Here is a 20,205-nt window from a genome sequence, read left to right as displayed (position 1 = left end):
CTAATGCGCGGCTGCCCGTTCAAGGCGGGCAAACAGTTCCCTCGGAGATTTCCAGCGTGATGTCCCTTCTGCCGATTCGCCCGATTCGCTCTCTTCGCCTATCGGCGACCCGCCTGGCCTGCACGGCCTTTGTCCTGTCGCTCGCCGGCTGCAGCACCATCGACGGCCTCTTCTCGACGGACAAGGTCGACTACCGCGCCGCCTCGCGCCAGACCCAGGGCCTGGACATCCCGCCCGACCTGACCCAGCTGGCCAAGGACAACCGCGCCCAGGTTCAGGACGGCGCCATCACCGCTTCCGCGCTGTCCGCCGCGCGCCCCGCCACACCCACGGCGCCCGGCCAGACAATGGCGGCCAACAGCGTCGCGCCGAACACCGCCGCAGACGTGCGCCTGGAGCGCAGCGGCAGCGAGCGCTGGTTGCACACGACCGCCGCCCCCGAGCAGGTCTGGCCACAACTACGCGCTTTCTGGCAGGAACGCGGCCTGGATCTCACCAAGGATCAGCCCGAAGTCGGCATCATGGAAACCAACTGGGCCGAGAACCGGGCCAAGCTGCCGCAAGACATCATCCGCTCCACCATCGGCAAGGTTTTTGACGGCCTGTACTCGACCGGTGAGCGCGACATGTACCGCACCCGTGTCGAACGCAGCGCCACGGGCACCGACATCTTCATCAGCCACCGCGGCATGCAGGAGGTCTACACCTCTCAAAGCCGTGATTCGACCTCCTGGCAGAACCGCCCGAGCGACCCGACGCTCGAAGCTGAGATGCTGTCGCGCCTGATGCTCAAGCTCGGCGGCAAGGAAGAGGCCGCCAGGACCGTTGTCGCCCAAGCTGCCAAGCCCGCGCCGGCGGCCACGCCCAGCCCCTTGGCCGTCGGCGGCGCGGCCCAGCGTCCGGTACGCCGCGCGCTGTCCGAAGTGCCCGACAGCCTCAGTGTCAATGACGGCTTCGACCGCGCCTGGCGCCGTGTCGGCCTGTCGCTGGACCGTCACGGCTTCACCATCGAAGACCGCGACCGCGCCGCCGGCCTCTTCTACCTGCGCTACGCCGACCCGGAGCAAGCCGGCAAGGAAGAGCCCAACTTCTTCCAGCGCCTGCTCGGCGCCAAGTCGGCATCGCCGGTGCGCTACCGCGTCTCGGTCAAGGCTGACGGCGCCAAGAGCACGGTGCGCATCCTGGACGACCGTGGCCAGGCCATTGCCGACGACAACGCCAAGCGCATCCTCAGCCTGCTGATGGATGACCTGAAGTAAGGGCAGCGCCTGCCGTGATGCGCTTTTGCAGCCTCGGCAGCGGCAGCGGGGGCAATTCGACGCTGGTGGAAGCCAGCCAGGGCATCACGAGCACACGGTTGCTCGTCGATGCCGGCTTCAGCGTTCGCGAACTCGTCAAACGCCTGGCGCGCGCCGGCTGCATGCCTGAGGACGTCGATGCGATCTTCATCACGCATGAGCACGGCGACCACATCGGCTGCGCACTCGCCTTCGCAATGCGCTATCGCATCCCGCTGATCACGAGCCGCGGCACCTGGCAGGCCGTGGGCAACGCGGAGTTCGATCCCGCCCTGCTGCACATCGTGAAGGGCGGTCAGGCCATGGCTCTGGGCGACATGGAACTGCAACCCTTCTCGGTGCCCCACGATGCCAACGAGCCACTGCAGTTACGGCTCGACGATGGCGCGCTGCGGCTGGGCATCGTCACCGACCTGGGTTGCGCGCCAGCCGGCGTCGCAACGGCACTGGCGGGCTGCCGAGCGCTACTGCTGGAATGCAACCACGACGAGAGCATGCTGCGCGCGGGGCCCTATCACCCCGCATTGAAGAAGCGCATCCTCGGCAGCCATGGCCACCTGTCCAATGCGGCCGCGGCCGACCGGCTGGCCCGGTGCCTGCACACGGGTCTGGGTCTAGTCGCCGCAGCACATCTGAGCGAGCACAACAACACGCCGGCACTTGCCTGTGCTGCCCTGGCCGAAGTCCTCGGCGGCTCGCACCCGGATATTCGAGTCGCTCATCCCAATCTCGGCCTGGATTGGTTGGCATTGAACTGAAACCAGTTCGCGTTCAAAACACCGGGCAAAAAGAAAAGAGCCGTCGCTGCTTGCGCAGCGACGGCTCTTTCTGGGGACGAAGCGATTTACTGCGAAGCGGCGGACGCGGCAGCATCGGCAACCGACGATGCAGCTTCAGCAACGGCGCTGGCAGCTTCCGAAGCGGCTTCCGGAGCCGGGGTCACCACGGCGGCCGGGGCCTCAACCTTGGGTTCTTCCTTCTTGCTGCAAGCGCTCAGAGCAACGGCAGCCAGCAGGGAAGCCAACAGGATCGACTTATTCATACTTGTCCTCAAACGTTTAAACGACGGTGCACACCATAACTTTGGGGTCGAGCGCCGGTGTATTCATGCACCAACGGGCGACCCCCGACAGACAAGACGCGGAAAACCTCGAGCGCTTCCCTCGCCTAGCCAGCAATTATAGGGGTGCATATGTCACGAACGTTCAGAGCCCCAAAGTTGTAGGCGCAAATGAATCGCTGGAGCGTTGCGCCAGGGCATCAAACCATTCCAGTCCACGCAATCGCTGGGCGGTATCCACGCTGATCTCGCCCCGCCACAGACGGCGGTCAAAGAGACGCAGTGTCAGCGTGGACTCGGCACCAGCAGCGAGCAGCAGGCTCTGGGGGGCGGCCTCCACGCGGACCTCCGGGTCGACCGCTCGCGCCGTCACGCAGTGCGCGTATTCACGCCGCCAGCGGACAAAGCGGGGGTGACGCCGCACGATGTCGTCGTAGTGCAATGCCAGCAGATGCAGCTGGCGCCCCGACCTGGCCCAGGCCACCAGCGCAGCGAGGGCTTGCGCATCCGAAAGTGGCCAATCGACGAAGCTCGCATCCCATGCATGCAACTCGCGACAACCCTGTTCGGCGGCCCAGGCCAGGCTTTCGATCAACAGGCGCTGGAAGTCCGGGCGGCCGGCGAAGCTCTGAGCATTCATGGTGTCATCGGCTGCACCCAGCCGTCCTCGGTCCACTGGTCGAGCAGTTCGCGCGCCTCCGGCGACAAACGCGCAACCTCGGCCGCGCTGAGCAGGCGCTGGTTGGCCAGACAACGCATCAGCGCTGCGTCCCGGCCGCCGGCGCGAAAACTCTCACCGTTGAGGAAGACATGAGCCGCGTCGTAGAGCATGCGGCTGCGGCGGTCAAGAACGGCGCCCTGCCCCAGCGGCAGCGGCTCACCGGGCTCGAACCACACGGTAGCCTTGGGTTCCGTCAACGCCTCTCCCAAGGCCCGCTCGAGCGCCTGCGGCCGTTGCAGCGCTGCCTCGACGGCGCGGCGCGCAAAGTCCGACAGCGCCGCCGGCACGCAGCCCGGCTCGGTGACAGCCTCCTGGCGCGGGTCCGCGTAGAGCTTGCCGGTCTCACCGATCTCGTCCATCAGGCGCGGCAGCAGCTCGGCGGCCAGGCCCTCGGCCGTCGACGCCCGAAAACCCACCGAGCCGGTGATGCACCCAGCGCCGACAGCGACGCCGTCATGCGCCCAGCCGGGCGGCAGGTAGAGCATGTCACCCGGCTCGAGGACGAACTCCTCCTCGGGTTTGAAGTTCGCGATGATCTTCAGCGGCACATCGTCGTGCAGCACCGCATCACGCTGCGCGCCGATGCGCCAGCGGCGCCGGCCGGCAAGCTGGATCAGGAAGACGTCATAGGAATCGAAATGCGGGCCCACGCCACCACCGTCGCTGGCGATGGACAGCATCAGGTCATCCAGGCGCGCGTCGGGCACAAAGCGGAACTGATCCAGCAGCGCTCGCGCCTCGGGCAGGTGTTGATCGAGCCCTTGGACCAGCAGGGTCCAACCGGACTTGCTCATGGCCGGCAGGCGCGCGATGGGGCCCTGCTTGAGCCTCCATTCGCCCTCGAAGGCGGTCACGAGGCGGGATTCGACATCGTCGCGAGCGGCCAGCGCCGCCAGCTCCTTCAGTGACGCCGGCAGCGCCACGGCGGTGAAAGCCTGGCGCACCAGCAGCGGCTTCTTCTGCCAGTGCTTGCGCATGAACTGGGCCGGGCTCAGGCCGGCGAGCATCGAGGTCGGGAGGTCTATCTGCATACGGTCATTGTGCCGAGGGCCGCGTGCGAAAATCTCGCCCATGCAAGCGACCCGCCCCTGTGTCGTCTCCCTGCGTTGGAGACTCGAAGATGCCCAGGGCCAGCTCATCGACGAGCTGGCCGAACCGATGGAGTTCCTGCTTGGCGGGGAAGACCTGTTTGCCAAGGTGGAGGCCGCGCTGGAGGGACAGGAGGTCGGCTTCGAGACCGATCTCGCACTGCAGCCGGAGGAGGCCTTTGGCGACTATGACTCCAACCTCGTCTGCTTCGAGGCGCGCAGCCTCTTCCCCGAAGGGGTGGAACCCGGCCTGCAGATCGAGGGCCTGCCGGAAGGCGCCGTCACCGAAGGCATGCCCGAGCAGGTGGTCTACACCGTGACCGAGGTCTACCCGGCGCATGTGGTGCTCGACGGCAACCACCCCTTGGCGGGCATCGGCCTGCGCATGCACCTGACGCTGCTCGATGTGCGCGCGGCGACGGAGCAGGAAATCGAGGCTGGCTCGGTCGGCGAGCCCATCTTCATGGTGCAGACCGGCGCGCCGCCGGACGAACCGATCCACTGAAGCAACAGGCGCCTCCCGGCGCCTTTTCTATACCTTGCCGGTGGAGCCGAAGCCGCCGGCTCCCCGTTCGGACGAGTCGAAACTGTCGACGCGGCGAAAGCTCGCCTGCACGACTGGCACGATGACGAGCTGGGCAATGCGCTCGAAGGGCTGGATGGTGAACTCGGTCTGGCCGCGGTTCCAGCAGCTGACCATGAGCTGGCCCTGGTAGTCGCTGTCGATCAGGCCGACCAGGTTGCCCAGCACGATGCCATGTTTGTGCCCCAGACCCGAGCGCGGCAGGATGATGGCCGCCAGGCCGGGGTCGGCGATGTGGATGGCCAGGCCCGTCGGGATCAGCGTCGTCTGGCCCGGGGCCAGCTGAATAGCTTCGTCAAGGCAGGCGCGCAGGTCGAGGCCGGCGCTGCCGGGTGTGGCGTAGGCGGGGATCTGCTCGGCCATGCGGGCGTCGAGCACTTGCAGGTCGATAGCGTGCATCAGAGTCGTGTGGAGAGTTCTTGGATCAGCTCGCGGGCGAGGCTGAGCTTGTCGGCCCGACCTCCCGTTTCAGGCAGTTCGCGCTGGCCCTGCTCGTCGATGAGCAACAGCGCGTTGTCGTCGCGGCCGAAGGTGGCCGGGCCGAGGTTGGCGACGATCAGCGGAATGCCCTTGCGGCGACGCTTGGCGTCGGCGTGTTCAGCGAGCTTCTGGCTCTCGGCGGCGAAGCCGACGCAATAAGGTGGCTTGGGCAACTTGGCGACGGCCGCCAGGATGTCCGGGTTCTCGGCCATTGCGATGGTCGGGGCTGTCGCGCCGCCCTCGGTCTTCTTCAGCTTGTGCTCGTGGGTCTGCGCAGGGCGCCAATCGGCCACCGCGGCCGTCGCGATGAAGGCGTGCTGGTGAGCCGCCAGCGGCAGCACGGCGTCGAACATCTGCTGCGCGCTCTGCACGTCGATGCGCTGCACACCACGCGGCGTGGGCAGGTGCACAGGGCCGGCCACCAGCGTCACCTCAGCACCCGCCTCGACGGCTGCGCGGGCGATGGCAAAACCCATCTTGCCGCTGCTGTGGTTGGTGATGCCGCGTACCGGGTCGATGGGCTCGAAGGTCGGGCCGGCAGTGACCAGCAGCTTCTTGCCGCTCAGCGTCTTGGGCGCAAGGAGGGCCTCAACGTCGTCGAAGATCTCGTGAGCTTCGAGCATGCGGCCGTCGCCGATTTCGCCGCAGGCCTGGTCGCCGCTGGCCGGGCCGATGACGGTCGCGCCGTCGACCTTGATCTGCGCGACGTTGCGCTGCGTGGCCGGGTGAGCCCACATCTCGCGGTTCATCGCCGGCACGACCAGCAGCGGGCATTCATGGATGCGGCGGGCCAGCGCGGTCAGGCTGATGAGGTCGTCCGCCCTGCCCTGTGCCAGCGCGGCGATGGCATCGGCGCTGGCCGGCGCCACCAGCATCACATCGGCTTCGCGGCTCAAGTTGATGTGGGCCATGTTGTTGTCGGGCCGCGCGTCCCACTGGCTTGTATAGACAGCGCGGCCGGACAGGGCCTGCATGGTCACGGCGGTGATGAACTGCTCGGCCGCCTCGGTCATCATGACCTGCACCGTCGCGCCGCCCTTCACGAACAGGCGCGTCAGCTCGGCGATCTTGTAGCCGGCGATACCGCCGGTCATCGCGAGGAGGATGTGTTTGCCGTGCAGTGGACTTGTCATCAACGCTTCCTGAACACCAGGTCCCAGACGCCATGCCCCAGCTTCAGGCCGCGGGCCTCGAACTTGGTCAGCGGGCGGTAGGCGGGCTTGTCAGCGTAACCGCTGGCGGTGTTTTCCAGCGCGGGTTCGGCAGACAGGACTTCGAGCATCTGCTCGGCGTAGGGCTGCCAGTCGGTCGCGCAATGAAGGTAGCCGCCGGGCTTGATGTGCTGCACCAGCTTGGCGACGAAGGGCGCCTGGATCAGGCGTCGCTTGTTGTGGCGCGTCTTGTGCCAAGGGTCGGGAAAGAAGATATGCACGCCGTCAAGTGCGGCGTCGCCCACCATGTCGCGCAGCACCTCGACGGCGTCGTGCTGGACGATGCGGATATTGCTGATCTCTCGCTCGCCGATGAGCTTGAGCAGCGCACCAACACCGGGCTCGTGCACTTCGCAGCCGATGAAATCATGGTCGGGCAGCGTGGCGGCGATGTCGGCAGTGGCGCCGCCCATGCCGAAGCCGATCTCCAGCACCAGCGGCGCGCTGCGGCCAAAGGTCGCGGCTGGGTCGAGCCGCTCGACCTTGTAGGGCAGCACGAACTTGGGCCCCAGCTCGGCCAGCGCCTTGATCTGGCCCGTGCCCATGCGGCCCGGCCGGGTCACGAAGCTCTTGATTTCGCGGCGCGGTCGCGCGTCCTGCTTGACCTCGTCATCGTCCATCAGCCGACCTCGGCCATGACCATGGGCGTGGCGGCGACGTCGGCATCGCCCAGCATGCAGGCGGCGAGGTAGGACGCGATGGCGCGGTCAGCAGCGGCATCATCGGCGGCGTGGATCAACGCCAGAGGCTCGCCGGTGGCAACACGGGTGCCGACAGGCAACACCTCGGAGAAGCCGACGCGCATGTCGATCGCATCGCCGGCCTTGCGGCGGCCGCCGCCCAGCTCGACGATGGCGACGCCCAGATCGCGGGTCGACATGGTCGTCAGCACGCCGGCGCGCGGTGCGGGCACGGGCTTCACGACGGGTGCGGCTGTGAGATAGGCCGCGGGGCGCTCCATCAGATCGACCGGGCCGCCCAGCGCAACGACCATCTTCGCGAACTTCTCGGCGGCGGCGCCGGAGTCCAGCGCAGCCTGCAGCTTCACGCGTGCTGCCGTCGTGCTGGCAGCCAGGCCGCCCAGCACCAGCATCTCGGCGCACAGCGCCAGCGTCACATCGTGCAGGCGCGGCTCGCGGTACTCGCCCTTCAGATAGCGGATCGTCTCGATGACTTCCAGGGAGTTGCCGACGTCGCTGCCGAGGATCTGGTTCATGTCGGTGATCAGCGCGCGCGTCTTCAGGCCCGCGCCGCCGGCGACCGCGACGATGCTCTCGGCCAGCTCACGCGCGAACTCGGGTGTGGCAGCAAAAGCGCCGTTGCCGCACTTGATGTCCATGACCAGCCCTTCGAGGCCGGCGGCCAGCTTCTTGGACAGGATGCTGGCGGTGATCAGCGGCACGCTCTCGACCGTGGCCGTCACGTCGCGCGTCGCGTAGAAGCGCTTGTCGGCAGGCGCGAGGTCGGCCGTCTGGCCAATGATGGCGCAGCCCAGCGAGCGCACGATCTGATCGAAGCGTGCCGGGTCGGGCGTGGTCGTGTAGCCGGGAATCGCTTCCAGTTTGTCGACGGTGCCACCGGTGTGGCCAAGCCCCCGCCCGGCAATCATCGGCACATAGCCGCCGCAGGCCGCCACCATCGGCGCCAGCATCAGGCTGACCTTGTCGCCCACGCCGCCGCTGCTGTGCTTGTCGAGCACCGGGCCGGGCATGTCGGGCCAACGCATGACGCGGCCGGAGTTCATCATGGCGCGCGTCAACAGCACCGCTTCGTCGCGACCCATGCCGCGCAGGAAAACGGCCATGCCGAGGGCGGCCACCTGGCCTTCGCTCCAGGAGTTGTCGACGAGGCCGCGGACGAAATGGTTGATCTGCGCTTCGTCGAGCGCCCGGCCGTCGCGCTTGGCGCGGATGATTTCTTGAGCGAGCATGGTTCAGTAGGCGGCGGTGACCGCGGCGGATTCAGCGCCAGAGAGAACGGATTCGATATCGGTGAGCAGGCCGCTGGCGCCGAAGCGCAGGCGTTGCGGATTGAGCGCCGAAGCGCCGAGGGCGGCTTCGGTCTGGGCGATATAGCCCGCAGCGTCGGCCACGGAACGCACGCCACCCGAGGCCTTGAAGCCGGCCGAAGACAAGCCGCTAGCGGCAATCTCCTTGAGCATGACGGCGGCAGCGGCGGGCGTGGCGCCGACCCGGGTCTTGCCGGTGCTGGTCTTCACGAAGTCGGCACCCGCCGCCAGCGCCAGACGCGTGGCCTGGGCGATGCGTTCCGGCGTCTGCAACTCACCCGATTCGATGATGACCTTGAGCGTCAGCGGGCGGCTGGCGAAGCGAATCTCAGACAGGAAGTCGCCCACGTCGTTGCTGTGGCCGGCCAGCAGCGCGTGCCAGGGCAGCACGACGTCGACCTCGTTGCCGCCGGCCTGGGCGATCTCGGCCACGTCGGCCAGTGCGGCGGCCAGATCGATGGAACCATCCGGAAAATTGGCGACGGCGGCGACCTTGATCGCCGCCGGCAATGCCGCACGCGCCTGGGCGACGAAGCGCGGCCACACGCAGACGGCGGCCACCGGGCCATGAACGGTCTGCGCACGGCGGCAGAGCGCGGCGATGTCCTCGGCCGAGTCGGCGTCATTCAGGCTGGTCAGATCCAGGCAGGCCAGCGCCGTGCGGGCCGCAGCCTTGAGATCGGCAGTCATAGCTCCAGGTCCGCGAAGCTGGACACCAGCGCCGCCAGGAAGGCCGACGCGCGCTCGCCAGAAATCTGCGCCTGCTTCAGGGTCAGGTCATGTGTCAGCGCCTCGGCGGACAGGCCGGCGGCCATGTTGGTCATCAGCGCCACGCCCATCACCTTGAGGCCGGCATGGCGGGCCAGGATGGTCTCGGGCACGGTGCTCATGCCGACGGCGTCCGCGCCCCAGGCGGCAAACATGCGGATCTCGGCCGGCGTCTCGAACTGCGGGCCCAGCGCCCAGCAGTAGGTGCCCTCGCCCAGCATCAGGTTCTCGCGCTTGGCAATGAGGAGCGCGTGCTTGCGCAGCTCGGGGTCATAGGCCGTGCTCATGTCGACGAAGCGATGGCTGCCCTGCTCACCCACCAGCGGGCTGCGCTGCGGTGCGTTGATGTGGTCGGCGATCAGCATCAGGCTGCCGGGCGGCATGTGGCCGCGCAGGGAGCCGGAAGCATTGGTCTGCAGGAGAAGCCTGACGCCCCAGCGTTTGAGGGTGCGCAGTGCGCCCGCCATGCCGGTGCAGTCGCCGCTCTCGTAGGTGTGGGCGCGGCCGCGCAGAAAGATGACACGCTGCTCGCCGATCCTGCCGACAACGATCTCGTTGACATGGCCTTCGACCTTGGGCTGAGGAAAGGCCGACAGTTCGGCGTAGGACAGATGTTTGGCGTCCTGCACCTGGCTGACCGCGCCGGCCCAGCCGGAGCCGAGCACGACGGCGACCTCGGGGGCATTGCCGAACAGGGATTGCAGCTTCTCGACGCTCGCGGTGATGGCGACGTCGAGGTTTTTGTTGTCGATCATGGGAAACCTCAGAAATGCAAGTGGGCTGGCCCGAAGCTGTGGGGCAGCAGTTCGGCCAGGGTCCAGCGTTGGCGGATGCCGCCAGGATCGCCGGCAATGATGATGAGTTCGTCGGGAATGGAAAACTCCCGCAGCTTCTGGCGGCAGCCACCGCAGGGGGTGATGACGTCGGGGCCGGGGCCGGTCACGAGCACGGCCCTGGCCCGCTTGCCGCCGGCCATGATCATGGCCGTCAGCGCCGAGGGCTCGGCGCACCAGCCCTGCGGGTAGGATGCGTTCTCCATGTTGGCGCCGATGTGGATGCGGCCCTGTTCGTCCAGCAGCGCCACGCCGACCTTGTAATTGGAGTAGGGCGAATGCGAGAACTCCCGGGCGCGCAGGGATTCGGCGAGCAGGCGGTCCAGCAGGTCTTGGGTCAGTTCCATTTCAGCGCTCCTTCACGTACGGCTTGCCAAGCGCCTTGGGTGCGATCGCCGAGCCGATGAAGCCGGCCAGCAGCACCACCGTCAAGATATAGGGCAGCGCCTGGATCAGCTGCACCGGCACTTCCCCGCCGCCCAGTGCAGCGGGCAACTGCGCACCCTGCATGCGGATGGCCACCGCATCCAGGAAGCCGAACAGCAGGCAGGCGGCCATGGTGGGCAGGGGCTTCCACTTGCCGAAGATCATCGCGGCCAGCGCGATGAAGCCGCGGCCCGCGGTCATGTTGGGCGAGAAGGACGCGTTCTGCGCCAGCGTCAGATAGGCGCCCGCCAGGCCGCAGAGCACGCCGTTCATCAGCAGCGCCTGGTAGCGCAGGCCCTGCACCGACATGCCGGCGGCCTCGACCATCGCGGGGTTCTCACCGACGGCACGCAGGCGCAGACCCGGGCGGGTGCGCTCCAGGAAGAACCAGACGGCCGCGACCATCAGGAAGGCGACGTAGACCAGCACGTTGTGGCTCAGCAGGCCGTGGCCGAAGACGGCGGCGAACCAGTGGCCCGGCTGCGGCTCGGCAAAACCCGTGGCGAGAGCGGTCAGGCGCACGTCGGCCTCGATGGGCGGGGTCTGGCCGCCCTGCTGGAACCAGGCGATGCCCAACACCACCGTCAGGCCGGCGGCAATCATGTTCAGCGCGACGCCGGAGACGACCTGGTCGCCGCGGTTGGTCACGCAGGCAAAGCCGTGGACCAAGGAAGCGGAGCAGGCCACGACGATGGCGGCCATCAAGCCGAAAGCGGTGGAATGCGTGACCGAGGCCGTCGCCGCGGCGGCGAACGCGGCGAAAAGCATCTTGCCTTCCAGGCCCAGGTCGACGACGCCGGCACGCTCGGACAGCACCCCCGCCATCGCGCACAGCAGCAGCGGCGCGCTGACACGCAAGGTGGACGCCAGCACCGAGGCGATCAGGACCTCATCCATCAGCGGCCTCCCTTGAACTTGCCGTAGATGCGCGCGAACAGCGGCGCGCTCACGGTGGCCATCGCGCCGGAGAACAGCACGATCAGGCCTTGCGCGGTGACGACCATCTCGCGGCTGAACCCGGGCAGTTCGAACGACACCTCCACGCCGCCCTGGTAGAGCACGCCGAACAGCAGCGACGCCAGCACGATGCCGACCGGATGATTGCGGCCCATCAGCGACACGGCGATGCCGGTGAAGCCGGCGCCGGCCACGAAGTCCAGCGTCAGCTTGCCCTGCACGCCGGAGATCTCGTTGATGCCGACCATGCCGGCCAGTGCGCCGGAAATCGCCATCGCAACCATGACCTGGGCACGCGGGCGGATGCCGGCGTAGTGCGCCGCACGCGGCGCGCTGCCGACCGAACGCACGGCATAGCCGGCGGCGCTCGTCCACAGGAACCAGCCGACAAAGACGCAGGCCACCAGCGCGATGACAAGGCTGAGGTTGAGCGGGGACGACGGCAGTTCATAGCCCAGGGCTGCGGCGATCTGGTGCAGAGCCGGCATGCGGGCCGACTCGCTGAACTCGGCCGACTCGACCGACATGCTGCCCGCCGGGCGCAGCCAGTTCACCAGCAGATAGGCGTTCAGCGCCGCGGCGAGGAAGTTGAACATGATCGTCGTGATGACGATGTGGCTGCCACGCCAGGCCTGCAGGTAGCCCGGCAGCGCCGCCCACAGCATGCCGAAGCAAGCCGCAGCGACGACCAGCAACGGCAGCAGCACGAGGGCCGGCAGCGAGGCGCCCAGCCACAGCGCGACCAGCGCCACACCCACGCCGCCCAGCGTCGCCTGGCCCTCGCCGCCGATGTTGAACAGGCCGGCGTGGATGGCCACCGCCACGGCGAGGCCAGTGAAGATGAAGGTGGTCGCGTAATAGAGCGAATAGCCCAGTCCGCGCACGCTGCCCAGGGCGCCGTTGAGCAGCACGCTCAGCGCCTGCCAGGGGCTGTGGCCGATGAGCATGACGACCAGGCCAGCGACGACGAGGGCGATGGCCAGGTTCCACAGCGGCAGCAGGCCGATGTCGATCCACCGAGGGAGTTGGAGGGGCTGGCTCATTGGAAGAAGACAAAAAGGCAACCACAGAGGCACAGAGACACAGAGTCAATACCTCCGCATTTGCTCAGTGCCTCTGTGCCGCTGTGGTTGCATTTCATGCGGCGATCTCTTCCTGTGCAGCCATCAACAGCCCCAAGCGACGCTCGTCGCACTCATCAATCGCCAGCTCCCCAGTGATTCGGCCGCAGTTCATGACGACGACGCGGTCCGCCAGCGCCAAAATTTCGTCGAGCTCGCTGCTGACCAGCAGCACCGCGCAGCCGGCATCACGCAGCGCGCGCAGCTGGCCGTGGATGAATTCAATGGCGCCGATGTCAACGCCGCGGGTGGGCTGGCCCACCAGCAGCACCATCGGCTGCTCGCCGATCTCGCGGGCCAGGATGAGCTTTTGCTGGTTGCCGCCGGAGAACTTGGACGAGCCCAGGTTCTCGTCGCGCGGGCGCACATCGAAGCGTTCCTGCAGCGCGCGGGTCGCGTCGCGCATGGCCGCGTGGTTCATCGCCGCGCCCTTGCGGTACTTGGGCAGGTTCTGGTAGCCCAGCACGGCGGATTCCCAGGCCGGGAAGCTCATGACCAGGCCGACTGCATGCCGGTCCTCGGGCACATGGGCCAGGCGCAGCGGGCGGGCGCGGGCGGTGTCCAGCCAGGCATCCGGGGTGAACGACACGCCGCCCAGATCCATGCGACCGCCTTCGGGCGCGCGCAGGCCGGACAGCACTTCCAGCAGCTCGCTTTGGCCGTTGCCCGACACGCCGGCCACGCCGACGATCTCGCCGGCCTTCAGCGTCAGGCTGACGTCCTTCAGCGCGGGCACGCCGTTGGCATGCTTGAGCCTCAAGCCCGACGCCTGAAGCCGCACCTCACCGGCCTTCACGTCCAGGCCGTCGGGCCGCCCCAGCGTGACCTTGCGGCCGACCATCGACTCTGCCAAGGCCTCTTCGCTCCACTGGGTGATGGGGCGCGTCTCGACGACCTGGCCGGCGCGCATGACCGTAACGGCATCGCACAGACTCATGACTTCGCGCAGCTTGTGCGTGATGAGGATCAGCGTCGTGCCGCGCTCCTTCAGGCGGCGCAGCGTGATGAAGAGCTGGTCGGTCTCCTGCGGCGTCAGCACCGCCGTGGGTTCGTCCAGGATCAGAATCTTGGCGCCGCGGTAGAGGGCCTTCAGGATTTCCAGCCGCTGCACCTCGCCCACCGGCAGGTCGGCCAAGATGGCGTCCAGCTGGACCGTCAGGCCGGTCTCCTGCATCAGCGCCTGCAACTTCGCGCGCACCTTGGCCTTGGACGGCGCCAGGAAAAAGCCGCCCTCCGCGCCCAGCATGATGTTTTCCAGGCAGGTCAGCGTCTCGACCAGCATGAAGTGCTGGTGGACCATGCCGATGCCCAGCGCAATCGCCTGCTGGGAGTTGCCGATCTCCACTCGCTGGCCGTTGACCTCGATGTGGCCGGAATCCGCGTGGTAGTAGCCATACAGGATGGCCATCAGCGTGCTCTTGCCGGCGCCGTTCTCGCCGACGAGGCCATGCACGCTGCCCGCGGCGATGTCGAAGGACACCTCGCGATTGGCTTGGACCGCGCCGAAGCGCTTGGAGATCGCCCGCAGGCGAACGGCGGGCGTCATGGCGCGCCTCAGAACTTACAAGCGTTGTCCGCCATGTAGTCGGCCACCTTCACCTTGCCGGCGATGATGTCGGCCTTGACCGCGTCAACCTTGGCCTTGAGCGCCGGGTTCAACAGCTTGGCGTTGTTGTCGTCGGCGGCGTAGTCCACGCCACCTTCCTTCAGGCCCAGCACGCTGACGCCGGGCTTCCAGCCCTTGAGTACGTTGTAGACGGCCACGTCCACGCGCTTGACCATGGAGGTCAGCATGGTGCCGGGCTGGAGGTGGTTCTGGTTGCTGTCGACGCCGATGGCCAGCTTGCCGGCGTCCTTGGCGGCCTGATACACGCCCACGCCGGTGCCGCCGGCGGCGGCGAAGACGACATCCGAGCCCTTGGCGAACTGCGCCTTGGCCAGCTCACCGCCGCGGGTCGGGTCGTTCCAGGCGGTGGACGTGGTCCCCGTCATGTTGGAGAAGACCTCGATCTTGGGGTTCGTGACCTTGGCGCCCTGCTCGTAGCCGCACTGGAACTTGCGGATCAGCGGGATATCCATGCCGCCGACGAAGCCGACCTTGCCGGTCTTGCTGACCAGGGCCGCCATGGCGCCGACCACATAACTGCCCTCGTGCTCCTTGAAAAGCAGCGACTGCACATTAGGCAGGTCGACCTTGGCGTCGATGATGGCGAACTGGGTCTTGGGAAAGTCCTTGGCCACCTGTTGCAGCGCCGACGCCTGGGCGAAGCCGATGCTGATGATGGGGCTGGCGCCGCGCTCGGCCATGCGGCGGATGGCCTGCACGCGTTGGGTGTCGTTGCTGATCTCGAACTCGAGATAGGTCTTGCCGGTCTCCTTCTTCCACTGCTCGGCGCCCTGGTAGCCGGCCTGGTTGAAGGATTTGTCGAACTTGCCGCCCATGTCGAAGATCACCGCAGGCTGACCCTTGGACTGGGCCTGGGCCACGGCCGAGGCGACCAGCAGGGTCAGGGCAGCAAGACGGAACAAAGAGGTCGTCATGGGCATGGGGTGGGCAAGGCGAAAGGGCCGCATTGTAGAAAACATCCCTCAAGTTTTACTGGATAGGAAAACACTGACCCCTCGCTCGCCTTTCGGCGTTCGCCCCCGCGGGGACGCAGGCCGGCTTGGGGCGGCCCGGCGCTCCTTACTGACTCCCGCAACTCAGTGGGCCCGGCCGAGCCGCAGCCGCCGGTGCGCCGCGCGGGCGTGCGGCAGCCAGCCGAGTGTCGCCCAACGCCGCCACATCAAAAGGCCTCGAATCCATTCGTCGGCAGCATAAGCAATCCACACGCCAACCAGACCCCAGCCGAGGTGCACACCCAGGAACCAGCTGCCGCCGGCCAGCACGATGGCCATGGACGCCGAGCCCACCACCACCGGATAGCGGGCGTCCCCGGCCGCGCGCAGCGCGTTGATGACGACGAGGTTGAAGCTGCGCCCGGGCTCGACGAGCACTGTCCACCACAACAGCGTGCAGCCCAGCGCAATGATCCCCGGGTCGGACGTGAAACGGGTCAGCAGCCAGGGCCCAGCCAGTGCAAAGGCGCATGAGACCACCAGCGCCAACACGATGCCCAGCGCCAGCGAGCGCCGCACCAGCCGATTGGCCGCATGCAGCCGGCCCGCGCCGATCATGTGGCCGACCATGATCTCCACCGCGAAACTGATGGCAAGGCTGAACATCAGGATCACGTGCAGGAACTGCATCGTGTAGGCGTGTGTGGCGAGCGAGTGGGCACCCAGCTGGGCCACGGCGGCCAGACTGGTCATGAAGGCCAGACGCCACGAGATGTTCTCGGCGGCGCCCGGGATGCCGATGTGCAGCACCGTCGCCAGCGGCGCGCGCACCAGCCGCCACCAGTCGCCCGCGCGCAGGCGCAGGTCCAGCCGCGCGCGCCACAGCAGGATGTGCGCCACCAGGCCCACGCCGCGCCCCAGCGCGCAGGCCAGTGCATATCCCGCCAGCCCCATGCGCGGCATGGCCAGCAGGGCGACGACCAGCGTGACGACCTGGATGACGACGACGACGGCCAGCGCCTCCCGGCTACGCAGGTGCGAGCGCATGACGCTGGACATGTTGGCGTTCCAGGCATCCAGCATCAGCGCCGGCGCCAATGCCTGCAGCAGCGCGCTGGCCAGCGGCGCCACCTCGGGCGGCGCGTTCACCAGCGCCAGCAGCGGGCCGGCGGCGATCAGTGCCGCCACCGCAGCACCCAGGCCCAGCCAGGTGCTCGCGCCGACCACCGCACGGGCCACCGCGTCGGCCTGGTCGCGCCGGCCGGCGCCCAGGGCCTGCGTGACGGCCACGCTCACGCCCGCGCCGATGACGCGGAACAGCACGAAGAGGGCCGCAAACACCTGGTTGGCCAGCCCGAAGGCGGCGCCGGCGTTGTCGGACAGCCGCGCGGCAAGCCCGGTGCCGATGATGCCGATGCCGATGCCCAGCAGCAGCTCCAGCAACATGGGCCAGGTCAGCGCAAACAGGCGCGGGCGAGCCGACAAGGCGGTCATGACAAAGGCCTAAACGCAGGATTCACACAAGTCACGACAAGCTCGCCAGAATGGCCGGGAATCGTAAAGGAGTAACCATGCCGAAACCCGTCGCCACCCATGCGTTTGCCAACACCCGAGCCGATTTCAAGACGGCATCCGGCACACCCGGCCAGTTCTTCTCGCTGCCCAAGCTGGCCGAAACGCACCCGAACGTGGCGCGCATGCCCGTGTCGCTGCGCATCGAGCTGGAGAGCGTGCTGCGCAACTGCGACGGCAAGAAGGTCACGGCCGAGCATGTGGCACAGCTCGCCAACTGGAAGCCCAGCGCCGCCCGCGTCGACGAGATCCCCTTCGTCGTCGCGCGCGTCGTGCTGCAGGACTTCACCGGCGTGCCGCTGCTGGCCGACCTGGCCGCGATGCGCAACGTAGCGGCCGCGATGGGCAAGAACCCCAAAGCCATCGAGCCGCTGGTGCCGGTGGACCTGGTCGTCGACCACTCGGTCATGATCGACCACTACGGCACCGAGCACGCCCTGGACCTGAACATGAAGCTGGAGTTCGAGCGCAACCGTGAGCGCTACGAATTCATGAAGTGGGGCATGCAGGCCTTCGACACCTTCGGCGTCGTGCCGCCGGGCTTCGGCATCGTCCACCAGGTCAACCTGGAGTACCTGGCGCGCGGTGTGCACCGGGGCAAGGACGGCGTCTACTACCCCGACACCCTCGTCGGCACCGACAGCCACACGACCATGATCAACGGCATCGGCGTCGTCGGCTGGGGCGTGGGCGGCATCGAGGCCGAGGCCGGCATGCTGGGCCAGCCGGTCTACCTGCTGACGCCCGACGTCGTCGGCTTCGAGCTGACCGGCCAATTGCGCGAAGGCGTCACGGCCACCGATCTGGTGCTGACCGTCACCGAGATCCTGCGCAAGCACAAGGTGGTCGGCAAGTTCGTCGAGTTCTTCGGCGAGGGCACGCGCACGCTGGCCCTGCCCGACCGCGCGACGATTGCCAACATGGCGCCGGAGTACGGGGCGACGATGGGCTTCTTCCCCGTCGACGAGAAGACGGTCGAGTATTTCAAGGGCACCGGGCGGACTGCCAGCGAGATCGAGGCCTTCGAGGCCTACTGGCGCGCACAAGGCATGTTCGGCGTGCCCAGGGCTGGCGACATCGACTTCACCTCGGTGGTCTCGCTGGACCTTGGCAGCGTCGTGCCCAGCCTGGCCGGCCCGAAGCGCCCGCAGGACCGCATCGAGATCACCCACCTGGCATCGACGTTCGCGCAGCTCTTCAGCAAACCCATTGCCGACAACGGCTTCAACCAGCCGGCCGAGAAGCTGACCCGCAACTTCGTCACCGAGTCCGGTATCCCGGTCAAGAACGGCGACGTGCTGATCGCCGCCATCACCTCCTGCACCAACACCAGCAACCCCGGCGTGCTGCTGGCCGCCGGCCTGCTGGCCAAGAAGGCCGTGCAGGCGGGCCTCAGCGTCGCACCGCACATCAAGACGTCACTCGCCCCGGGCTCACGCATCGTCACCGAATACCTGGAGAAGGCCGGCCTGCTGCCCTACCTGGAAACGCTCGGCTTCAATGTGGCCGCCTATGGCTGCACGACCTGCATCGGCAACGCCGGCGACCTGACACCCGAGCTCAACAAGCTCATCCAGGACAACGACCTGGTCTGTGCCGCGGTGCTGTCGGGCAACCGCAACTTCGAGGCGCGCATCCATCCCAACCTGAAGGCCAACTTCCTGGCCAGCCCGCCGCTGGTCGTGGCCTATGCGATTGCCGGCAATGTCACGCGCGACCTGATGACCGAGCCCGTGGGCCACAACCTCCAAGGGCACCCGGTATTCCTGGGCGACATCTGGCCCAGCAGCGACGAGATCTACGCGCTGATGAAGTACGCGATGGACCCGCAGGCTTTCAAGGCCAACTATGACAAGGTGGCCAGCCAGCCCGGCAAGCTCTGGGATGCGATCAAGGGCCAGTGGGGCAAAGATGGGGGTCAGGTCTACACCTGGCCCAAGAGCACCTACATCGCCCAGCCGCCCTTCTTCAAGGATTTCACGATGGTGCCCAGGCAGCTCGTCAGCGGCGTGCAGGGCGCCAAGATCATGGCGCTGTTCGGCGACTCCATCACCACCGACCACATCAGCCCGGCCGGCTCCTTCAAGGAGACCACGCCAGCCGGCAAGTTCCTCGTCGCCCACGGCGTGCACAAGGCCGACTTCAACTCCTACGGCGCCCGCCGTGGCAACCACGACGTGATGATGCGCGGGACCTTCGCCAACGTGCGCGTGAAGAACCTGATGCTGCCCGCACGGCCCGACGGCTCGCGCGAGGAAGGCGGCTATACGCTCAAGGACGGCGTGCAGACGACCATCTACGACGCCGCGATGGACTACATCCGCGAAGGCAGGCCCACCGTCATCTTTGCCGGCGAGGAATACGGCACCGGCTCCAGCCGCGACTGGGCCGCCAAGGGCACGCAGCTGCTGGGCATCAAGGCCGTCATCGCCAAGAGCTTCGAGCGCATCCACCGCAGCAACCTCATCGGCATGGGCGTGCTGCCGCTGCAGTTCAAGCCCGGCGTGAGCTGGGAAGGCCTGGGCCTGACCGGCGCCGAGACCATTGACATCACGCTGGCCGGCGACATCAAGCCCCAGGGCGACGCGGTGATGACGATCACCCAGCCTGACGGCAGCCAGCAGACGGTGGTGCTGACGCTGCGCATCGACACGGCCATCGAGGTGGACTTCTACAAGCACGGCGGCATCCTGCCCTTTGTGCTCAGGCAGCTGCTCGCTGCCTAAAGCCCGAACCATCAGGTCGTTCAAGCCGCTCAAAGCCATGAATCTCAACCTGTCCGGCCTTACAGCCGTCGTCACCGGAGGCTCCTCGGGTATCGGCGCAGCCATCGTTCGGACACTTGCCGAAGAGGGATGCCATGTCTACTTCTGTGCCCGCGACGTGCAGCGGATCGAAGCGATGCTGGCCTCGACTCTCCACTTGCCCGGCAAGGTTTCGGGCGCGGCTGTCGATGTCACCGATCAGGCGGGCGTCGACGCCTGGCTCCAAAGGATTGGGAGCTTCGACATATTCTTGGCCAACGTCAGCGCGCTCTCGGGCAACTGGGCCGACGCCATAGCGACCGACCTGCGGGCCACCCTCCATGCCACTGAGACCGCCATTCCCTGCTTGCAAAGCTCTCCGCACGCGGCCATCACCTACATCGGGTCGAAGGCGGGTTCCTTAGCCGCTCCGGGGTCCGCACCCTACGGCGCCACCAAGGCTGCCATGGCCCATTACATGAAATCCTTGTCCGCGCGCCTGCTGCCTTCGGTGCGCGTCAACACGGTATCCCCGGGCGACACGTTGGCTGATCGCGGCTTCTGGGACAAGGTTCGTGTTGAAGACCCTGAGGCCTACGCGAAGGTCGTGGGCAGAAATCCCATGAAGCGGCTTGCCACGCCCGATGAAATTGCACGGGTGGCTGCATTCATCTCCAGCCCCGCGGCCAGCTTCGTCGCAGGTGCGAACTGGTACGTCGATGGCGGGTCCATCAGTCACGTGCAGTTCTGACCGCCCATCGAGTTCTGCCTTGCCC

The 20,205-nt window shown here is 67.3% G+C and carries 20 protein-coding genes; 5 read left to right on the top strand and 15 right to left on the bottom strand.

The features are described 5' to 3' along the window. The first annotated feature begins 59 nt into the window (after positions 1-59). Positions 60-1,259, top strand: coding sequence for an outer membrane protein assembly factor BamC (bamC, locus tag ACT6S0_RS01985; RefSeq protein WP_444762238.1), 1,200 nt, complete (start codon positions 60-62; stop codon positions 1,257-1,259). Between the two features lie 17 nt (positions 1,260-1,276). Then, a complete protein-coding gene (locus ACT6S0_RS01980) occupies positions 1,277-2,056 on the top strand; it encodes an MBL fold metallo-hydrolase (protein WP_444762237.1) in 780 nt (259 codons plus the stop codon). An 86-nt stretch (positions 2,057-2,142) separates the two neighbouring features. Here ACT6S0_RS01980 and ACT6S0_RS01975 read toward each other — a convergent pair whose 3' ends face one another. The 3 genes from ACT6S0_RS01975 to ACT6S0_RS01965 form a co-directional block, all read right to left on the bottom strand. Continuing rightward, on the bottom strand, positions 2,143-2,340 hold the full coding sequence (locus ACT6S0_RS01975; protein ID WP_444762236.1) for a hypothetical protein: 198 nt from the start codon (positions 2,338-2,340) through the stop codon (positions 2,143-2,145). A 163-nt stretch (positions 2,341-2,503) separates the two neighbouring features. Continuing rightward, a complete protein-coding gene (locus ACT6S0_RS01970; protein ID WP_444762235.1) occupies positions 2,504-2,998 on the bottom strand; it encodes a hypothetical protein in 495 nt (164 codons plus the stop codon). Beyond that, positions 2,995-4,110, bottom strand: a complete 1,116-nt coding sequence (locus ACT6S0_RS01965; protein ID WP_444762234.1) for a ribosomal protein uL16 3-hydroxylase — start codon at positions 4,108-4,110, stop codon at positions 2,995-2,997. Before ACT6S0_RS01965 ends, ACT6S0_RS01970 begins: the two co-directional genes overlap by 4 nt. Before the next feature lie 40 nt (positions 4,111-4,150). Between ACT6S0_RS01965 and ACT6S0_RS01960 the strand changes: the two genes are divergently transcribed. Next, positions 4,151-4,672 (top strand): FKBP-type peptidyl-prolyl cis-trans isomerase, encoded by a 522-nt coding sequence (locus ACT6S0_RS01960; RefSeq protein WP_444762233.1) that lies wholly within the window; start codon positions 4,151-4,153, stop codon positions 4,670-4,672. Between the two features lie 27 nt (positions 4,673-4,699). Here the strand turns inward: ACT6S0_RS01960 and dut are convergent, their stop codons facing one another. From dut to ACT6S0_RS01900, 12 genes are all read right to left on the bottom strand, one after another. Beyond that, complete coding sequence (gene dut, locus ACT6S0_RS01955) at positions 4,700-5,149, bottom strand: dUTP diphosphatase (protein WP_444762232.1); 450 nt, start codon at positions 5,147-5,149, stop codon at positions 4,700-4,702. Further along, positions 5,149-6,363 (bottom strand): bifunctional phosphopantothenoylcysteine decarboxylase/phosphopantothenate--cysteine ligase CoaBC, encoded by a 1,215-nt coding sequence (gene coaBC, locus ACT6S0_RS01950; RefSeq protein ID WP_444762231.1) that lies wholly within the window; start codon positions 6,361-6,363, stop codon positions 5,149-5,151. Before coaBC ends, dut begins: the two co-directional genes overlap by 1 nt. Continuing rightward, entirely contained in the window at positions 6,363-7,061 is a 699-nt protein-coding gene (gene trmB / locus ACT6S0_RS01945) for a tRNA (guanosine(46)-N7)-methyltransferase TrmB (protein ID WP_444762230.1), read from the bottom strand. The genes coaBC and trmB overlap by 1 nt, the downstream gene beginning before the upstream one ends. Beyond that, positions 7,061-8,371 (bottom strand): thymidine phosphorylase, encoded by a 1,311-nt coding sequence (gene deoA / locus ACT6S0_RS01940; protein ID WP_444762229.1) that lies wholly within the window; start codon positions 8,369-8,371, stop codon positions 7,061-7,063. Before deoA ends, trmB begins: the two co-directional genes overlap by 1 nt. A 3-nt stretch (positions 8,372-8,374) precedes the next feature. Next, the gene (gene deoC, locus ACT6S0_RS01935; RefSeq protein ID WP_444762228.1) at positions 8,375-9,139 is read right to left on the bottom strand and encodes a deoxyribose-phosphate aldolase; all 765 of its coding nucleotides are present in this window, start codon (positions 9,137-9,139) and stop codon (positions 8,375-8,377) included. Next, positions 9,136-9,972 (bottom strand): purine-nucleoside phosphorylase, encoded by an 837-nt coding sequence (locus ACT6S0_RS01930; RefSeq protein WP_444762227.1) that lies wholly within the window; start codon positions 9,970-9,972, stop codon positions 9,136-9,138. The genes deoC and ACT6S0_RS01930 overlap by 4 nt, the downstream gene beginning before the upstream one ends. Positions 9,973-9,980: 8 nt before the next feature. Then, complete coding sequence (gene cdd / locus ACT6S0_RS01925; RefSeq protein ID WP_444762226.1) at positions 9,981-10,397, bottom strand: cytidine deaminase; 417 nt, start codon at positions 10,395-10,397, stop codon at positions 9,981-9,983. A gap of 1 nt (position 10,398) precedes the next feature. Beyond that, positions 10,399-11,373, bottom strand: a complete 975-nt coding sequence (locus ACT6S0_RS01920; RefSeq protein ID WP_444762225.1) for an ABC transporter permease — start codon at positions 11,371-11,373, stop codon at positions 10,399-10,401. Beyond that, positions 11,373-12,476 carry an ABC transporter permease gene (locus ACT6S0_RS01915; RefSeq protein WP_444762224.1) on the bottom strand — a complete coding sequence of 368 codons (1,104 nt, stop codon included), beginning with the start codon at positions 12,474-12,476 and terminating at the stop codon, positions 11,373-11,375. The genes ACT6S0_RS01920 and ACT6S0_RS01915 overlap by 1 nt, the downstream gene beginning before the upstream one ends. Positions 12,477-12,570: 94 nt before the next feature. Continuing rightward, complete coding sequence (locus tag ACT6S0_RS01910; RefSeq protein ID WP_444762223.1) at positions 12,571-14,100, bottom strand: ABC transporter ATP-binding protein; 1,530 nt, start codon at positions 14,098-14,100, stop codon at positions 12,571-12,573. A gap of 8 nt (positions 14,101-14,108) precedes the next feature. Further along, positions 14,109-15,101 (bottom strand): BMP family lipoprotein, encoded by a 993-nt coding sequence (locus ACT6S0_RS01905; protein ID WP_444762222.1) that lies wholly within the window; start codon positions 15,099-15,101, stop codon positions 14,109-14,111. A gap of 156 nt (positions 15,102-15,257) precedes the next feature. Continuing rightward, entirely contained in the window at positions 15,258-16,607 is a 1,350-nt protein-coding gene (locus ACT6S0_RS01900; protein WP_444762221.1) for an MATE family efflux transporter, read from the bottom strand. Between the two features lie 77 nt (positions 16,608-16,684). Between ACT6S0_RS01900 and acnA the strand changes: the two genes are divergently transcribed. Then, positions 16,685-19,411, top strand: a complete 2,727-nt coding sequence (gene acnA, locus ACT6S0_RS01895) for an aconitate hydratase AcnA (RefSeq protein WP_444762220.1) — start codon at positions 16,685-16,687, stop codon at positions 19,409-19,411. A 37-nt stretch (positions 19,412-19,448) separates the two neighbouring features. Then, complete coding sequence (locus ACT6S0_RS01890; RefSeq protein ID WP_444762219.1) at positions 19,449-20,180, top strand: SDR family NAD(P)-dependent oxidoreductase; 732 nt, start codon at positions 19,449-19,451, stop codon at positions 20,178-20,180. The last annotated feature ends 25 nt before the right edge of the window (positions 20,181-20,205 follow it).

This window comes from Roseateles sp. (assembly GCF_052436255.1).
In the GTDB taxonomy this organism is placed as follows: domain Bacteria; phylum Pseudomonadota; class Gammaproteobacteria; order Burkholderiales; family Burkholderiaceae_C; genus Pelomonas.
The sequence above is the reverse complement of the archived record's forward strand: the minus strand, read 5'-3'. Positions and strand labels throughout refer to the sequence as shown.

What these genes read in the sequence shown, in the direction of transcription:
- bamC (WP_444762238.1), top strand. Translation starts at nt 60, where the DNA reads ATGTCCCTTCTGCCGATTCGCCCGATTCGCTCTCTTCGCCTATCGGCG.
- ACT6S0_RS01980 (WP_444762237.1), top strand. Translation starts at nt 1,277, where the DNA reads ATGCGCTTTTGCAGCCTCGGCAGCGGCAGCGGGGGCAATTCGACGCTG.
- ACT6S0_RS01975 (WP_444762236.1), bottom strand. Translation starts at nt 2,340, where the DNA reads ATGAATAAGTCGATCCTGTTGGCTTCCCTGCTGGCTGCCGTTGCTCTG.
- ACT6S0_RS01970 (WP_444762235.1), bottom strand. Translation starts at nt 2,998, where the DNA reads ATGAATGCTCAGAGCTTCGCCGGCCGCCCGGACTTCCAGCGCCTGTTG.
- ACT6S0_RS01965 (WP_444762234.1), bottom strand. Translation starts at nt 4,110, where the DNA reads ATGCAGATAGACCTCCCGACCTCGATGCTCGCCGGCCTGAGCCCGGCC.
- ACT6S0_RS01960 (WP_444762233.1), top strand. Translation starts at nt 4,151, where the DNA reads ATGCAAGCGACCCGCCCCTGTGTCGTCTCCCTGCGTTGGAGACTCGAA.
- dut (WP_444762232.1), bottom strand. Translation starts at nt 5,149, where the DNA reads ATGCACGCTATCGACCTGCAAGTGCTCGACGCCCGCATGGCCGAGCAG.
- coaBC (WP_444762231.1), bottom strand. Translation starts at nt 6,363, where the DNA reads ATGACAAGTCCACTGCACGGCAAACACATCCTCCTCGCGATGACCGGC.
- trmB (WP_444762230.1), bottom strand. Translation starts at nt 7,061, where the DNA reads ATGGACGATGACGAGGTCAAGCAGGACGCGCGACCGCGCCGCGAAATC.
- deoA (WP_444762229.1), bottom strand. Translation starts at nt 8,371, where the DNA reads ATGCTCGCTCAAGAAATCATCCGCGCCAAGCGCGACGGCCGGGCGCTC.
- deoC (WP_444762228.1), bottom strand. Translation starts at nt 9,139, where the DNA reads ATGACTGCCGATCTCAAGGCTGCGGCCCGCACGGCGCTGGCCTGCCTG.
- ACT6S0_RS01930 (WP_444762227.1), bottom strand. Translation starts at nt 9,972, where the DNA reads ATGATCGACAACAAAAACCTCGACGTCGCCATCACCGCGAGCGTCGAG.
- cdd (WP_444762226.1), bottom strand. Translation starts at nt 10,397, where the DNA reads ATGGAACTGACCCAAGACCTGCTGGACCGCCTGCTCGCCGAATCCCTG.
- ACT6S0_RS01920 (WP_444762225.1), bottom strand. Translation starts at nt 11,373, where the DNA reads ATGGATGAGGTCCTGATCGCCTCGGTGCTGGCGTCCACCTTGCGTGTC.
- ACT6S0_RS01915 (WP_444762224.1), bottom strand. Translation starts at nt 12,476, where the DNA reads ATGAGCCAGCCCCTCCAACTCCCTCGGTGGATCGACATCGGCCTGCTG.
- ACT6S0_RS01910 (WP_444762223.1), bottom strand. Translation starts at nt 14,100, where the DNA reads ATGACGCCCGCCGTTCGCCTGCGGGCGATCTCCAAGCGCTTCGGCGCG.
- ACT6S0_RS01905 (WP_444762222.1), bottom strand. Translation starts at nt 15,101, where the DNA reads ATGCCCATGACGACCTCTTTGTTCCGTCTTGCTGCCCTGACCCTGCTG.
- ACT6S0_RS01900 (WP_444762221.1), bottom strand. Translation starts at nt 16,607, where the DNA reads ATGACCGCCTTGTCGGCTCGCCCGCGCCTGTTTGCGCTGACCTGGCCC.
- acnA (WP_444762220.1), top strand. Translation starts at nt 16,685, where the DNA reads ATGCCGAAACCCGTCGCCACCCATGCGTTTGCCAACACCCGAGCCGAT.
- ACT6S0_RS01890 (WP_444762219.1), top strand. Translation starts at nt 19,449, where the DNA reads ATGAATCTCAACCTGTCCGGCCTTACAGCCGTCGTCACCGGAGGCTCC.